This window comes from Micromonospora sp. NPDC002389 (genome assembly GCF_040296095.1).
Classification (GTDB): Bacteria; Actinomycetota; Actinomycetes; order Mycobacteriales; family Micromonosporaceae; genus Micromonospora.
Genome location: NZ_JBEOWP010000006.1, coordinates 209,362 through 223,744, shown reverse-complemented (window position 1 = coordinate 223,744; position 14,383 = coordinate 209,362). Strand labels below are relative to the sequence as shown.

The following is a 14,383-nucleotide window of genomic DNA, read 5'->3' as shown; positions in this document are numbered from 1 at the left end:
AACGCAGGTCACAGCGGTTCGGCGGGCGCGAAACACGATCTTCACGCCAGCGTCACCCTCGCGACGCGGAGGCCGCTTAACTTTATTACCGGTGGTGGTACGGCACTCCCCGGTCGGGACGGGTCGGGGGTGCCGCGGTGTGGGGCACCGGGCTGCGATTGTGCGGATTCCGCGATCGCGGCCCGGTGCCTGTCCGTTTCTCTGCTTACCGCCTTCGCACCCTCGACGTCACCGCAGGTAGATGCGCGGTGCCGGCGGGGTGGTCATGCCGTCGCCGAGGAAGAAGCTCGGGTGCGGCGGCTGGTTGTAGGCGGTGTTCTGCCAGGCCACGGCCACCCGGTACTGCAGGTCGTGCATGAGGGTGGGCAGCCGGGTGCCGGTCTGCGTGGGCGTGCTGTAGATGCGCAGGGCCCGGTTGTCGCTGGTGCGCCAGACGACCTCCTCCCGCCAGTCGCCGAGGATGTCGCCGGAGAGCGCCGGCGTCGACTTGGTGCCGTTGTTCGAGGCCACGTCGCTGCCGGTGAGCAGGCGGGTGTCGCCGTTGGGGCCGTACTTGTCGATGCGGGTGGCGTCGAGCAGTTCGCGGACCGGGTCGCCGTCCCACCAGATCAGGAAGTTGGTGGAGGACGGTTTGCGGCCGACGTTCTGGCCTCGGGTGTCGGTCAGGCCGCTGACGGCGGACGACCAGGATTCGGCGCCGGGGCTGCCGGCCCAGATGTCACCGGCGACGCCCCGGCCGTTGTCTCCGGCGGCCGGGGTGGACCAGATGCGCTGTCCGGTGCGGGCGTCGGCGAGGTAGGAGCTGGGCTGGCTGCCGCTCTCGTTGACCTTGAACACTTCCAGGCCGGGGCGGGTCGGGTCGAGGTCGCCGACGTGCATGGCGTCGCCGTGGCCGGTGCCGGTGGAGTGCAGCAGGCGGCCGTTGTCGTCGATGGTGGCGGCGCCGTAGACGATCTCCTGTCGACCGTCGCCGTCGACGTCGGCCACGGAGAGGTTGTGGTTGCCCTGACCGGCGGCGGCGCCGTTGCCGGAGGCGTTGGAGTCGAAGGTCCAGCGCTTGGTCAGGCTGCCGTTGCGGAAGTCCCAGGCGGCGATCACCGCGCGGGTGTAGTAGCCCCGGGCCATGATCAGTGAGGGGCGCTGCCCGTCGAGGTAGGCGGTGGCGGCGAGGAACCGGTCCACCCGGTTGCCGTAGTTGTCGCCCCAGGAGGAGACGGTGCCACGCGGCGGGTCGTAGGCCACGGTGGACAGGGCGGCGCCGGTGCGGCCGTCGAACATGGTCAGGTACTCGGAGCCGGCGAGCACGTACCCGCTGGAGTTGCGGTGGTCGGCGCTGGCGTTGCCGATGACCTGGCCGGTGCCGGAGCGGGTGCCGTCGGCGGTCTTCATGGCCACCTCGGCGTCACCGTCGCCGTCGTAGTCGTACACCTGGAACTGGGTGTAGTGGGCGCCGGCCCGGATGTTGCGTCCCAGGTCGATGCGCCACAGGCGGGTGCCGGTCAGGGTGTACGCGTCGACGTAGACGTTGCCGGTGTAGCCGGACTGGGCGTTGTCCTTGGCGTTGGAGGGGTCCCACTTGACGACGAACTCGTAGCGGCCGTCACCGTCGAGGTCGCCGACGCTGGCGTCGTTGGCGGCGTAGGTGTACGCCTCGCCGCTGGGTGTGGTGCCGCCCGGCGGGATCTGCAACGGCACGTCCAGGTAGCCGGCGGGGAACTGGAGCGCGGGCGCCGACGCGGCCTGCTCGACGCCGCCGACGACGGCCCGCACGGTGTACGTGCTGCCGGCGGCGGCACCGTTGTCCAGGTAGTTGGTCGCGCCGGTGATCGGGCTGGCGGTGACCCGGGTGCCGCCTCGGTAGAGGTGGAACGCCACGCCGGAGGTCTCGGTGCCCAGCAGCCGCCAGGAGACCAGGTTGCCGGCGCCGGCGCGGACGCTGACGAGTCCCCGGTCGAGGTTCTCCGCCTGCATGGTGCCGGCCGGCGGGTTGGTGGGCGGCGGTGTGGTGGGTGGCGGTGTGGTGGGCGGTGGCGGCGTGGTCGGGGTGGGCGTGACGGGCGGGAGCGTGGTGGTCGGCGGGGTCGTGCCGCCGGTGCAGGTGGTGCCGTTGACGGCGAAGACGGTCGGCGCGGGGTTGCTGCCGGACCAGGAACCGTTGAAGCCGAAGGCCGTGCTGGCACCGGTGCCGAGCACGGCGTTGTAGTCCACGTTGCGGGCGGTGACCTGGGTGCCGGACTGGCTGACGGTGGCGTTCCAGGCCTGACTGACCTGCTGACCGGCGGGCCAGGTCCAGGTGACGGCCCAGCCGGTGAGCGGGTCGCCGAGGTTGGTCACCGTGACGTCGGCGCCGAAGCCACCGGACCACTCGTTGGTGACCCGGTAGTCGACGCGGCAGCCGGCGGCCGCGGCAGAGGCGGTGAGGGTGGTCAACCCTCCGGCCGCGACGATGGTGGCGGTGGCCGTGGCCAGCAGAGCGGCCCGGCGGGTGGTGCGAGGCATGGTCGTCCCTCCGAAGGAGGTCACGCGCGGTCCACGCCCTGCGCCGACGTGCCCGGTCCGGCGGTGGTGTGCCGCGCTGAAGGCAGAGATCCCGACGCATCGACGTCGGTACACGCGGCCCCGCGTAGCTGCGATGCTAGGGCAAGCGCTTTCTCGGCACAATCGGTCCGGATGCTTGCGACCACGCCCGCTTCTTGATCGACTCGCGGTATGGCAGGGCACATGACACCCGACGAGTTCCGTCAGGCCGGGTATGCGGTCGTCGACTGGATCGCCGACTACTGGGCCACCCTCGATCGGCGTCCGGTCACCTCGCCGGACCCGCCCGGCACCGTCGCCGCCCGGCTACCGGCCGGACCGCCGACCCACGGCGAGCCGGTCGAGGCACTCCTCGCCGACCTCGACTCGCTGGTGACGCCCGGGCTCACCCACTGGCAGCACCCCGGCTTCTTCGGCTACTTCCCGGCCAACACCAGCGGACCCAGCGTGCTGGGCGACATGGTCAGCGCCGGGCTCGGCGTGCAGGGGATGCTCTGGGCCACCGGGCCGGCCTGCACCGAGATGGAGACGGTGCTGCTCGACTGGCTGGCCGACCTGATGGACCTGCCGCAGAAGTTCCGCTCCACCGGCCCCGGCGGCGGGGTCATCCAGGACTCCGCCTCCTCCGCCACCCTGGTGGCCACCCTGGTGGCGGTGCACCGGGCCGCGCGGGGACGGTGGCGGCAGGTCGGCGTGGACCGGCGGTACCGCGTCTACACCTCCACCGAGGGTCACTCCTCGGTGGAGAAGGCGGCCCGCATCGCCGGGCTCGGCGCCGACGGCGTACGGCCGATCGAGGTGGACCCGGGCACCCGGGCCATGTCGGCGACGGCGCTGCGCGCCGCGATCGAGGCGGACGTCGCCGCCGGGGTGATCCCCGCCCTGGTGGTGGCGACCGTCGGCACCACCTCCACCACCGCCGTGGACCCGTTGCCGCAGATCGGGCCGATCTGCGCCGAGCACGGCGTCTTCCTGCACGTCGACGCCGCGTACGCGGGCTCCGCGGCGGTCTGCCCCGAACTGCGGTTCGGCCACGACGGGCTGGAGTACGCCGACTCCTACTGCTTCGACCCGCACAAGTGGCTGCTGACCGGCTTCGACTGCGACGCGTTCTGGGTGGCCGACGCCGGTGAGCTGGTCGAGGCGCTGACCGTGCTGCCCGAGTACCTGCGTAACGCGGCCACCGAGTCCGGCGCGGTGATCGACTACCGGGACTGGCAGGTGCCGCTCGGCCGGCGCTTCCGTGCGCTCAAGCTGTGGTTCGTGCTGCGCTGGTACGGCGTCGAGGGACTACGCGCGCACATCCGCAGCGGGGTCGCCCTGGCCGCCCGCTTCGCCGACCGGGTACGCGCCGACGACCGTTTCGAACTGGTCACCGCGCACCCGTACGCCCTGGTCTGTTTCCGGCTGCGCGGCGACGACGAGCCGAACGAGCGGTTGCTGGCGGCGGTGAACGCCAGCGGTCGCGTCTATCTGACGCACACCCGGGTCGCCGGCCGGCACACGCTGCGGCTGGCCGTCGGTGCGCCGCAGACCACCGAGGTCCACGTGGACGAGGCCTGGGAGCTGATCTCGCAGGCCGCGCGCACCGACGCCGACTGAGTCAGGCACCGGCGCGAGGTCTGGGCCGGGACCAAGCGGGCGGCGGCGGGTGTGGGCCCTCGGCGAGCCGGGAGGCGGTTCGCCGAGGGCGGTGCGGCAGCGGGTGAGGCGGGCGGTCAGCGGTCCGCGCCGGAGAGGGCGCGGGTGTTGCTGTCGGCCTCGGTCGGCGCGGCGTCTGCCTCGGCGGGCGACGTGGCAGCGTCGGTCGGTGCGGTGGCCGCCGCGAGCGCGTCCTCGCGGCGGGTCCGCCGCAGCACCCGCACCGCCAGCACCAGCGCGCCCACCCAGCCGGCGGCCAGCAGCAGGTAGACCACCACCGGCACGGCGCTGGGCAGTTCGGCGGCGCCCAGCAGGACGCGGGCGTTGGTCAGCACGATCACGCCGCCGACCGCCGCGCCGAGCATCTGGGCCGGGATGATCCGCACCAGGTAGGCCGCGATCGGCGCGGCGATCAGACCACCGGCGAGCAGGGCGAGCACGATCGGCAGCAGGAAGCCTTCGGTGCCGAGGCCGATCAGGAAGCCGAGGCTGGCCGAGGAGGCGACGACGAACTCGGAGGTGTCCACCGAGCCGATCACCTTGCGCGGCTCCATCCGCCCGGACGCCAGCAGGGCCGGCGTGGCGACCGGCCCCCACCCGCCGCCGCCGGTGGCGTCGACGAAGCCGGCGACCAGCCCGAGCGGGCCGAGGAAGCGCCCGCGCAGCCGGCCCGCGGCCGGGTTGCGGCGCAGCGGCCGGGAGAACCGGACGAGCAGGTACGCGCCGAGGGTGAACAGGATGGCGGCCATCCAGGGGGCGGCCGACTCGGTGGAGAGCCAACTGAGGAAGGTGGCCCCGGCGAACGCGCCGATCGCGCCCGGCAGGGCGATGCGGCGTACCACCCGCCAGTCGACGTTGCCGAACCGCCAGTGCGCCGCCCCGGAGGCGAGCGTGGTGCCGATCTCGGCCAGGTGCACCGAGGCGGACGCCGCAGCCGGCGCGATGCCGACCACCAGCAGCAGGGTCGTGGACGTCAGTCCGTAGGCCATGCCGAGCGCACCGTCGACCAACTGCGCGGCCAGCCCGACCAGTGCGATGACGAGCAACTTGCGCACGGACGCCCCCTACTTTTCGGCATCTCCTATCAACTTGGTCGAGAATGCGGTACGCAGTGCCCTCCGGTCAACCCCCTGATCGGTCAGTGAGACGAAGTCCGGACGCGATCGTGGCAGTGCACCTGCACGACACGCCGGGCCGGGACCACCTACGCTGCCACGATCAGGGCCGTCGGCTCCCCGGTGGGCGGGATCAGGTCCAGGCGCGCGGGTCGGCGACCAGCTTGGTGACCTGCTCGGGCAGGGTGCCCTGGGCCACGTCGGCCACGGTGACCAGTTCCAGGATCTGGCGTTCGCTGGCGCGCAGGGCGATCCAGACGTCCTGCAGGGCGCGGGCCGCGCCGTGGTAGCCGAGTTGTTCGGGGCGCTGGCCACGGATGTGGGCCAGAGGTCCGTCGATCACCCGGATCACCTCGGCCAGGGAGATCTCCTCGGCCGGACGGGCCAGCCAGTAGCCGCCCTCCGGCCCCCGCTGTGCCTGCACGATGCCGCCCCGGCGCATCTGCAGCAGGATGCTCTCCAGGAACTTCGGAGGGATCTCCTGGGCGCGGGCGATCTGGTCGGCGGTCACCGGGCGACCGCGCCCGGCCCCGGTCACCGAGGCCAGCTCGGTGACCGCGCGGAGGGCGTAGTCCACCCGAGCGGAGAGTCGCATGCCGGACAGGTTAGCGGGCCGCCCGATCCAGCCGGACGATCACCCCTTGACCGATCGGTTTACGTGGTTGTCCGGAGCGACCGGCGGTCGCGGCTACTCGCCCACCCGGCGCAGCAGACCCTCCTGCACGACGCTGGCGATGTGTCGGCCGTCGACGGTGAACAACTGGCCGGTGGCCAGACCGCGCGCACCGGAGGCGGACGGGCTGCCGCAGTCGTAGAGGAACCACTCGTCGGCGCGGAACGAGCGGTGGAACCACAGGGCGTGGTCCAGGCTCGCCCCGACCACCCCGCCCGGCCCCCACACCTCACCGTGTACGGAGAGCACCGAGTCGAGCAGGGTCAGGTCGGAGGCGTACGTGAGGGCGCAGGCGTGCAGCAGCGGATCGTCGGGGAGTTTGCCGTCGATGCGCATCCACACCCGCTGGTGCTTTTCGGCCGGCCGGTCGCCGGGGCGTACCCAACCGGGTTCGCCGACGTAGCGCACGTCGATCGGGCGCGGGATCTGCCCCCAGATGCCGAGCCGTTCGGGGTAACGGGCCAGCCGGTCGGACATCGTCGGCACGTCGTCCGGGGTGGGCACGTCCGGCGGGACCGGCGTCTGGTGGTCGAGCCCCTCCTCGTGCCGCTGGAACGAGGCGGACATGAAGAAGATCGGCTTGCCGTGTTGCAGGGCCACCGAGCGGCGTACGGAGAAGGACCGGCCGTCGCGGATGTTCTCCACCTCGTACGCGATCGGCTCGGCCGGGTCCCCGGCGCGGACGAAGTAGCCGTGCAGCGAGTGGACCACCCGGTCCGGGGCGACGGTGCGCCCGGCAGCGACCAGTGCCTGGCCGGCGACCTGGCCGCCATAGACCCGCTGCGGGCCGACCGGAGGACTCATCCCCCGGAACGACATGGTGCCCGTCGACTCCAGGTCGAGCACCTCCAGCAGCTGATCGACGGCGGCCTGGCCGACGATGGTCCCCTCGCCGTCGGTCACTGCAACGCCCTCGCGGTGGCGGCGTCGACGAGCGATCCGAGCTGGTGCACCCGCAGCGTGTTGGTCGAGCCGGGGCTGCCGGGCGGGCTGCCCGCCACGACCACCACCAGGTCACCGGGGTTGCCCCGGTTGAGTCCGAGCAGCGCCTGGTCGACCTGCCGGAACATGTCGTCGGTGTGCTGGACGAACGGCATCAGGAAGGTCTCCACGCCCCAGCAGAGGGCGAGCTGCTGGCGCACCTCGGGGACCGGGGTGAAGGCCAGCAGCGGCAGGTCGCAGTGCAGCCGGCTGAGCCGACGCACGGTGTCACCGGTCTGCGAGAACGCGACCAGCGCCTTCGCGCCGATGGCCCGGGCGATGGAGGAGGCGGCGACGGTGAGCGCCCCGCCGTGCGTACGCGGGTCGTGCTGGAGCCGGGGCACGGCGATGGACCCGGCCTCGGTGGTGGTGACGATCTTGGCCATGGTGCTGACCGTGAGCACCGGGTACTTGCCGACGCTGGTCTCGCCGGAGAGCATCACCGCGTCGGCGCCGTCGAGGACGGCGTTGGCCACGTCGGAGGCCTCGGCGCGGGTCGGCCGCGAGTTCTCGATCATCGAGTCGAGCATCTGGGTGGCCACGATGACCGGCTTGGCGTTCTCGCGGCAGAGCTGCACGGCGCGCTTCTGCACCAGCGGGACCTCGTCCAGCGGCAGCTCCACGCCGAGGTCGCCACGGGCGACCATGACCCCGTCGAAGGCCAGCACGATCGCTTCCAGGTGGTCGACGGCCTCCGGCTTCTCGACCTTGGCGAGTACGGGCCGGTGCACGCCGACCTCACTCATGATCGCGTGGCAGAGCTTGATGTCGTCGGCGGAGCGGACGAACGAGAGCGCCACCAGGTCGACACCGAGACCGAGCGCGAACCGCAGGTCGGCGGCGTCCTTCTCGGAGAGGGCCGGCACGCTGACCGCGACGTTGGGCAGCGAGACGCCCTTGTTGTTGCTGACCGGCCCGCCCTCGGTGACCAGCACCCGGATGTCGTTGCCGGTCACGTCGGTGACCTCGACGGCGACCCGGCCGTCGTCGATCAGCAGCCGGTCACCGGGCTTGACCTCCTGCGGCAGGCGGCGGTATGTGCAGGAGACGCGCTCCTTGCTGCCCAGGATCTCGTCGCCGGTGATCACGACGGAGTCGCCGGTACGCCACTCGTGCGGCCCGTCGGCGAACCGGCCCAGCCGGATCTTCGGTCCCTGCAGGTCGGCCAGGATCGCGACCGGCTGACCGGTCGCCTCGGCTGCCTCCCGGACGAGCCGATAGACGGCCTCGTGGTCGGCGTGGCTGCCGTGGCTGAAGTTGAGCCTCGCCACATTCATGCCGGCCTCGACGAGCCCACGGATGCGCTCGGGCGACGAGGTGGCGGGGCCAAGAGTGCAGACGATCTTCGCGCGGCGTGTCACGCCCATCAGGCTAGTCTCTCCTCCAGGTCGGACCACGGGCCGACCCCTTGCGCATGGCGGAACGATTGTCCAACGCTGCGCGCCGTACGCGCGCAGCCGGCGGGCGAAGCCGCACCGGACGTCAACGGCGGGCAACAGCGACCGCGCGCCGGAATGGTACGCCCCTGACACCAATGGGCGGCGAGGCGCTCCACTCCAGTGACCGAGAGTACTCGCGACATCACTGCGCGAAGATCAGCCGACGAATCCGCTTCCCGCCTCAGCTCTCCGTCTTGGCCAGCGGAAACTCCAGCGAGCCCGCCGGGCAGAGGAAGGTCATCACATCCACCCGGTAGAGCTCGGCCTGCACGGCCGGATCAGCCTCCATCACGCTGCGTACGTCGTCCACGGAGCCGGTGCGCGCCAGCCCGAATCCGAGCGGCGGGTCCGGTTCCCGGGCGTCGTTGCCGTCCACCGCACCGGCCACCAGGATGATCCCCCGACGCTGCAACGCCGCCATGTGCTCGGCATGCTCGGCCTGGAGGCGCTGGATGGTCTCGGCCGGCAACGCCCGCCCGGCGGTACCGGGATACAGCACGATGCACTCGAACGTGTCGAGCGCGAAGTCGACCCGAGGCTCTCCTGCCATCACGTTCCTTTCCGCAGCTCACCCGCGCCCTGCGGCGACACGCACGGCGGTACCCCTGAGCGTCGCACGGGCCGGTGGGTCGTACCGGCCGCTCATCGGATTCGACCCGGCCTTCCCGGTTGTTCATCACCCCCGGGCGGGCCACGATCAGGTACCCGCTCGCGGCGGTGTATCCGCCGTACCAGGGGAAAGGTGTATCCCAGGGTGACCGGCGCGGTCACCGACGACCGACACGATGGGAACGGCGAATGGCGAGCGACACCGACCCGCGACCCGCGAAGTCCTCCGGCACCTACCGCATCGGCGGTGAGCTGACCGTCGACCGGCTCGGCTACGGGGCCATGCAGATCACCGGCCCGGGCGTCTGGGGTGACCCGAAGGACCCGGCCGAGGCGGTCCGGGTGCTGCGCCGGGCGTACGAGCTGGGTGTCACCTTCATCGACACCGCCGACTCGTACGGGCCGTTCGTCTCCGAGCTGTTGATCAAGGAGGCGCTGCACCCGTACGCCGACAATCTGGTCATCGCGACCAAGGCCGGCCTCACCCGCGGCGGCCCGGGCGTGTGGCGCCCGGTGGGTCGACCGGAGTATCTGCGCCAGCAGTGCGAGCTGAGCCTGCGTCACCTGGGCCTGGAGAGCATCGGGCTCTACCAGTTGCACCGCATCGACGCGAAGGTGCCGCTGGAGGACCAGCTCGGCGAGCTGGTGCTGCTGCGCCAGGAGGGCAAGATCCAGCACATCGGGCTCTCCGAGGTGACCGTCGCGCAGGTCGAGGCGGCCCGCCGGATCGCGCCGATCGTCTCGGTGCAGAACCTCTACAACGTGGCCGACCGCAGCGCCGAGGAGGTGCTGACCTACTGCGAGGCGAACGACATCGCGTTCATCCCGTGGTTCCCGATCGCGACCGGCGAGCTGGCCCGCCCCGGCGGCCCGCTGGACGCCATCTCCACCGAGCACGGCGCGACGCCCGCCCAGCTCGCGCTCGCCTGGCTGCTGCGCCGCTCGCCGGTGATGCTGCCGATCCCCGGCACGTCGTCGGTCGCCCACCTGGAGGAGAACGTCGCCGCCGCCACCATAGAGCTGACCGACGCCGAGTACGAGTCCCTCGCCACCGCCACCTGACCCGGCTCCGCTCGTCCCGCCCGCGCGGGCGGGACGAGCGGAGAATGTCAGAGGGCCAGGCAGGCGGGGTTGACGGGTTGGTCGCGGAGGGCTTGGCGGATCACGGAGTACGTGGTGCCGTCGGTGACCAGGCCGAGGTGCCCGACGACGCGGAGCGGACACCTGGACTGGATCAGCACGTTCGTCGCCCCGTCGGCCAGCATGGCGTTGTCGACCGGGCGGACCAACTCGTCCTGCCAGGTACGCACGGTGGTCCAGCGGACCTGGCCGGGGGTGTCGTCACCGGCGTTGAGGGCGGCGAGGAACGGCGAGCCGATCGTCATCTGCTGGCAGGCGACGACTCCCGCACAACTGCCCAGGCCGAGGAAGGCCACGATGTTGGCGACGTACGTGCCGTACTGCGGAGTGCCCAGGCTGACGTACCGTCCGACGGCGTCCCCGCCGCCCAGGTTCTTGATGTAGTAGCGGCTGACCAGGCCGCCTTCGGAGTGGGCGACCAGGTCGACCTTGGCCGCGCCGGTGCTGGTGCGGACCTGGCCGACGAAATTGCGCAGGCTTCCGGCGGACGCGGTGATGTCGCCGAGCCCGAGGTTCGGCAGCGGATAGATCCAGACGCGGTACCCGTCGGCGCGCAGCCGCGCGGCGAGCGGTTCGTAGACGGCGGCGAAGCCGCTGAGCCCGCCGACGACGATGACCGGGTTGGCCCCGGCCAGGGCCCGTAGTCCGTCGGCGGCGGGGACGGGGGCCTCGGAGACGGAGCCGACCGAGGCAGCGCTTCCGGGAGCGAAGCCGGTGGGCCTGGCGGCTCCGGAGACGGTGGTGACGATCGCGTCCGCCGGTGTCGCCGAGCCGTCGGGGACGGTGCGGGCGGCGGCTGCGGCGGGGAACGTCAGCACGGCGGTGAGGGCGAGGGCCAGGACGGGGACAGCCTTTCGGAGCAGCATCGCTGCACCTCCCATGGGGGATCCCGGGGTTGCCGGGTGGAGGCGGTGGGGGTGTCCGATCGACCGTGCCTCGATGATGCGGGTCACGATCCGGAAACGTCAATGAAAAGTTACGCACGGGTAGCGATCTCTTGGCCGCCCCCACCACACCGCCGGACGGCGGACGCCGCACACACCCCGTCGGGTGTGTGCGGCGTCCAGGTTGATACGGGTGTCAGCCGGCCGGGGTCTTCTCCGGCTCGGGCTCGGGCTCGGCCTCGGGCCGCGCCTGACCGTTCTTGACGTACGTCGGGTGCAGTTGCACCGGCTGGTTCTCCTGACGGCGTCGCTGACGCGACCGGACCCGCAGGTTGAGGAACTCCACGAAGATCGAGAAGGCGATCGGGCCGTACACGTAGCCCTTCGGGATGTGCTGGTCGAGGCCCTCCGCGATCAGGCTGGCACCGATGATCAGCAGGAACGACAGGGCGAGCATCTTGACCGTCGGATGCTGGTTGACGAAGGTGCTCACCGCATTGACCGAGACCAACATGATGATCATCGCGATCACCACGGCGGCCACCATGATGGCGAGTTCGTCGACCATGCCGACCGCGGTGATCACCGAGTCGAGCGAGAAGACCACGTCCAGCACCAGGATCTGCGCGATGACCACACCGAACGACGCGGCCTTCTTGCCCGACTTGGCGTGGTCGGATCCCTCCAGGTGCTCGTGGATCTCGTACGTCGCCTTGCCGACCAGGAACAACCCGCCGAGCAGCAGGATCAGGTCCCGCCCGGAGATCTCCTGTCCGAGCACGGTGAACAGCGGAGCGGTCAGGCCGATGATCCAGGACAACGAGGCCAGCAGGATCAGACGGGTGATCAGGGCGAGCGAGATGCCGATCATCCGGGCGCGGGCCTGCTGATGCTCAGGCAACCGGCCGGACAGGATCGAGATGAACACGACGTTGTCGATGCCCAGCACGATCTCCAGCAGGAGCAGGGTCGCGAACGCGATCCACAGCTCGGGACTGGTCAAGAATTCCATTCCATCCTCGACTTCCAGACCGCCGCCGGGTGGGCCCCCGGAGACATCGGCGGATCTGCGTACGCATGGCGTACCGCGCCGGGGGTTCCGCCGCAACCCCAGACGGGCGGCACCGGCGGGCGGCGCGGTTCGATGGCATGCTGTGAGCCGTGCGCGGCACCTCGCCCTCCGACGAGCGTCTCCGGGTCATGCCCTGGTGGCTGATTCTGATCGGGCTGCTGGTGGCCGCCCTGCTCGGCTGGTGGGTGCTGGACTGGCTGCTCGGTGAGGCTGATCGGGCCGCCGCCCCGGACACCCGGGCCGGCCTGCGCATCGACGCGATCCGCACCGGACTGACCGTGGTCGCCGGCACCGGCGGCGGGCTCGCCCTGCTGCTCGCCGCCCGCCGACAGTGGATCAGCGAGCGGGCGCAGCGACACCAGGAGACCGTCGCCGCCCGGGACCAGGAGCACCGCGACCGGGTGCAGGCGCACGTCGAGGCGGTCGCCGAGGCCGGGCAGCGGCACCAGGAGAGTCAGGCCGAGGCCGCCGCGTACGACGCGGCCGAGCGCCGACTCACCGAGCTGTACACCCGGGCCGTGGAGCTGCTCGGCAACGACAACGCGGCGGTACGCCTCGGCGGACTGCACGCTTTGGAACGCCTCGGTCAGGACAACCCGGCGCAGCGCCCGACCATCGTGGCGGTGCTCTGCGCGTACCTGCGGATGCCGCCGCCGGACGACGACGCGCGCGAGTCGGAGGTACGCCGTACCGCGCAGCGGGTGGTGACCGCGCACCTGCGCGCGGACGGCGACGCGTTCTGGCCCGGGATGCGGCTGGACCTGACCGGTGCCCGCCTGCACGACCTCGACGCCTCCGGATGCACCCTCGACGACGCCGACCTGACCGGTGCGACCTGCACCGGCGTCACCCGGTTACGCGGTGCCCGGCTCGGTGGTCGGCTGGTGCTCGCGGCCACCTTCGACGAGCTGGTGCTGGACGCGGTCACCGGCGACGCGGAGATCGTGCTGGACGACGCCCGGGTCACCGGCGGGCTGTACGCCGACGGCGCCGAGTTCGGCGGTCGGGTCACCGCCCGGCACGCCACACTCGGCGAGACCTCCTGGCGCGGCGCCACGTTCCGCCGGTCGGTCACCTTCGACCACACCACGTTCGGCGGCAGCGCGTTCTTCCCCCAGGCGTCGTTCCTCGGCGGACTGTCCATGGAGCACACCGCCTTCGGCAGCCACGTCGACTTCCGGAGCACCCACTTCGCCGACCTGGCCCTGTTCCGCTGGACCGAGTTCGCCGCCGACCTCTGGTTCACCGGTGCCCACTTCCCCGGCACGGCGAGCTTCGGTCGTGCCCGCTTCCACGGCCCGGTCAGCTTCGAGTCCGCCACGCTGGCCCACCGCCCCCGGGTCGACCGGGCCCGCGCGACGACGTCCGCCACCCACGTCTGGCCCGACGGCACCACCATCACGCCCCTGGACGACGACTGGCTCCTGCTCACCGACCCGTGAACGGGGTCGCACAGTCCGCCCCCGCCCCGGGCCCCCTGCCTCACGGCGAGGTGAGAGGCTCGGCCCGGTAGGCCCGGTGCAGCAGGGACAGGAAGGACGGCGCCTCGGGCAGCGGCACCGCGTCGATGCGGCGCACCGGCACACCCGGCGTCCAGGAGTTCATCACCACGCACCCCGCCATCGTCGGCAGGTCGGCGACGGTGACCTCCTGCACGCGCTGCGGGACGCCGAGGCGGTCCACCTGGCGGCGGACGATGCCCATCGTGGTCCCGCCGAGCATCTCCGCGTCGGGCCACACCACCGACGTACCGTCCCAGAAGGCCAGGTTCCAGATCGTCCCCTCACTCAACCGTCCCCGCCGGTCGACGAACGCGGCGTCGTCGGCACCTCGCCCCTCGGCCTGACGGAGAAGATGCGTCTTGGCCACCTCGCCGACGTGTTTCACCTCCGGGAGCACCCGTTCGTACTCGACCGTCGCCAGCGTCAGCGGCCCCTGCGGCCCGGATGCCGCCGGCCCGGTCCGGACCAGCACCGCCAGCTCGTCGTCCGGGCCGGGCAGAGTGAACTCGCCCGCCGACGAGTACACGGTGGCCAGCAACGAGACATCGTCCGGGCTCTGCGCCAGCGCCGCCCGCAGGTGGGCACGGACCCGTTCTTCGGGCACCACCCGACCGAACATCCGTGCCGAGGCGGACCGCAGCCGCTCCAGGTGCAGGTCGAGGCCCCGCACCTGTCCCCCGCGTACCTGCATGGCGGTGAAGTGCGCGTGGCCCGCGAAGGCCAGCGGCGCCAGGTCCTCAGCGGTCGCCGTCCGGCCGTCGCGCTGCACAACGAAGTACGTCATATCGG

At 71.8% G+C, this 14,383-nt stretch carries 12 protein-coding genes; 3 read left to right on the top strand and 9 right to left on the bottom strand.

Features of this window, described 5'->3' with window-relative positions; all coding sequences use genetic code 11:
• Positions 1–228: 228 nt before the first annotated feature.
• Positions 229–2,499: a rhamnogalacturonan lyase family protein gene (locus tag ABT008_RS14010; protein ID WP_350696467.1), complete on the bottom strand. Its 2,271-nt coding sequence runs from the start codon at positions 2,497–2,499 to the stop codon at positions 229–231.
• Positions 2,500–2,721: 222 nt separating this feature from the next.
• Here ABT008_RS14010 and ABT008_RS14005 point away from each other — a divergent pair, with 222 nt between their 5' ends.
• A complete protein-coding gene (locus ABT008_RS14005; RefSeq protein ID WP_350696465.1) occupies positions 2,722–4,140 on the top strand; it encodes a pyridoxal-dependent decarboxylase in 1,419 nt (472 codons plus the stop codon).
• A 116-nt stretch (positions 4,141–4,256) separates the two neighbouring features.
• On the opposite strand, the gene ABT008_RS14000 is transcribed toward ABT008_RS14005, so the two are convergent.
• From ABT008_RS14000 to ABT008_RS13980, 5 genes are all read right to left on the bottom strand, one after another.
• Positions 4,257–5,234, bottom strand: coding sequence for a sulfite exporter TauE/SafE family protein (locus ABT008_RS14000; RefSeq protein ID WP_350696463.1), 978 nt, complete (start codon positions 5,232–5,234; stop codon positions 4,257–4,259).
• A gap of 193 nt (positions 5,235–5,427) precedes the next feature.
• Positions 5,428–5,889, bottom strand: a complete 462-nt coding sequence (locus ABT008_RS13995) for an RrF2 family transcriptional regulator (protein ID WP_350696461.1) — start codon at positions 5,887–5,889, stop codon at positions 5,428–5,430.
• A gap of 93 nt (positions 5,890–5,982) precedes the next feature.
• On the bottom strand, positions 5,983–6,870 hold the full coding sequence (locus ABT008_RS13990; RefSeq protein WP_350696459.1) for an acyl-CoA thioesterase: 888 nt from the start codon (positions 6,868–6,870) through the stop codon (positions 5,983–5,985).
• Positions 6,867–8,315 carry a pyruvate kinase gene (gene pyk / locus ABT008_RS13985; RefSeq protein WP_350696458.1) on the bottom strand — a complete coding sequence of 483 codons (1,449 nt, stop codon included), beginning with the start codon at positions 8,313–8,315 and terminating at the stop codon, positions 6,867–6,869. The genes ABT008_RS13990 and pyk overlap by 4 nt, the downstream gene beginning before the upstream one ends.
• 253 nt (positions 8,316–8,568) lie before the next feature.
• Positions 8,569–8,937, bottom strand: a complete 369-nt coding sequence (locus ABT008_RS13980) for a YciI family protein (protein ID WP_350696456.1) — start codon at positions 8,935–8,937, stop codon at positions 8,569–8,571.
• A gap of 248 nt (positions 8,938–9,185) precedes the next feature.
• Between ABT008_RS13980 and ABT008_RS13975 the strand changes: the two genes are divergently transcribed.
• Positions 9,186–10,058 (top strand): aldo/keto reductase, encoded by an 873-nt coding sequence (locus ABT008_RS13975; RefSeq protein WP_350696454.1) that lies wholly within the window; start codon positions 9,186–9,188, stop codon positions 10,056–10,058.
• Between the two features lie 47 nt (positions 10,059–10,105).
• On the opposite strand, the gene ABT008_RS13970 is transcribed toward ABT008_RS13975, so the two are convergent.
• Together ABT008_RS13970 and ABT008_RS13965 are read right to left on the bottom strand one after the other, a co-directional pair.
• On the bottom strand, positions 10,106–11,002 hold the full coding sequence (locus tag ABT008_RS13970) for an esterase/lipase family protein (protein ID WP_350696453.1): 897 nt from the start codon (positions 11,000–11,002) through the stop codon (positions 10,106–10,108).
• Between the two features lie 214 nt (positions 11,003–11,216).
• The gene (locus tag ABT008_RS13965; protein ID WP_350696451.1) at positions 11,217–12,032 is read right to left on the bottom strand and encodes a TerC family protein; all 816 of its coding nucleotides are present in this window, start codon (positions 12,030–12,032) and stop codon (positions 11,217–11,219) included.
• Positions 12,033–12,181: 149 nt separating this feature from the next.
• Here ABT008_RS13965 and ABT008_RS13960 point away from each other — a divergent pair, with 149 nt between their 5' ends.
• Positions 12,182–13,534 (top strand): pentapeptide repeat-containing protein, encoded by a 1,353-nt coding sequence (locus tag ABT008_RS13960; RefSeq protein ID WP_350696449.1) that lies wholly within the window; start codon positions 12,182–12,184, stop codon positions 13,532–13,534.
• 40 nt (positions 13,535–13,574) lie between these two features.
• Here the strand turns inward: ABT008_RS13960 and ABT008_RS13955 are convergent, their stop codons facing one another.
• Positions 13,575–14,378: an aminotransferase class IV family protein gene (locus tag ABT008_RS13955; protein WP_350696448.1), complete on the bottom strand. Its 804-nt coding sequence runs from the start codon at positions 14,376–14,378 to the stop codon at positions 13,575–13,577.
• Between the last annotated feature and the right edge of the window lie 5 nt (positions 14,379–14,383).

Bases quoted from the DNA above. Each gene is read 5' to 3' on its own strand.
- ABT008_RS13955 (WP_350696448.1), bottom strand. From the start codon at position 14,378: ATGACGTACTTCGTTGTGCAGCGCGACGGCCGGACGGCGACCGCTGAG.
- ABT008_RS14010 (WP_350696467.1), bottom strand. From the start codon at position 2,499: ATGCCTCGCACCACCCGCCGGGCCGCTCTGCTGGCCACGGCCACCGCC.
- ABT008_RS13965 (WP_350696451.1), bottom strand. From the start codon at position 12,032: ATGGAATTCTTGACCAGTCCCGAGCTGTGGATCGCGTTCGCGACCCTG.
- ABT008_RS13975 (WP_350696454.1), top strand. From the start codon at position 9,186: ATGGCGAGCGACACCGACCCGCGACCCGCGAAGTCCTCCGGCACCTAC.
- ABT008_RS13980 (WP_350696456.1), bottom strand. From the start codon at position 8,937: ATGGCAGGAGAGCCTCGGGTCGACTTCGCGCTCGACACGTTCGAGTGC.
- ABT008_RS14005 (WP_350696465.1), top strand. From the start codon at position 2,722: ATGACACCCGACGAGTTCCGTCAGGCCGGGTATGCGGTCGTCGACTGG.
- ABT008_RS13970 (WP_350696453.1), bottom strand. From the start codon at position 11,002: ATGCTGCTCCGAAAGGCTGTCCCCGTCCTGGCCCTCGCCCTCACCGCC.
- ABT008_RS13995 (WP_350696461.1), bottom strand. From the start codon at position 5,889: ATGCGACTCTCCGCTCGGGTGGACTACGCCCTCCGCGCGGTCACCGAG.
- pyk (WP_350696458.1), bottom strand. From the start codon at position 8,315: ATGGGCGTGACACGCCGCGCGAAGATCGTCTGCACTCTTGGCCCCGCC.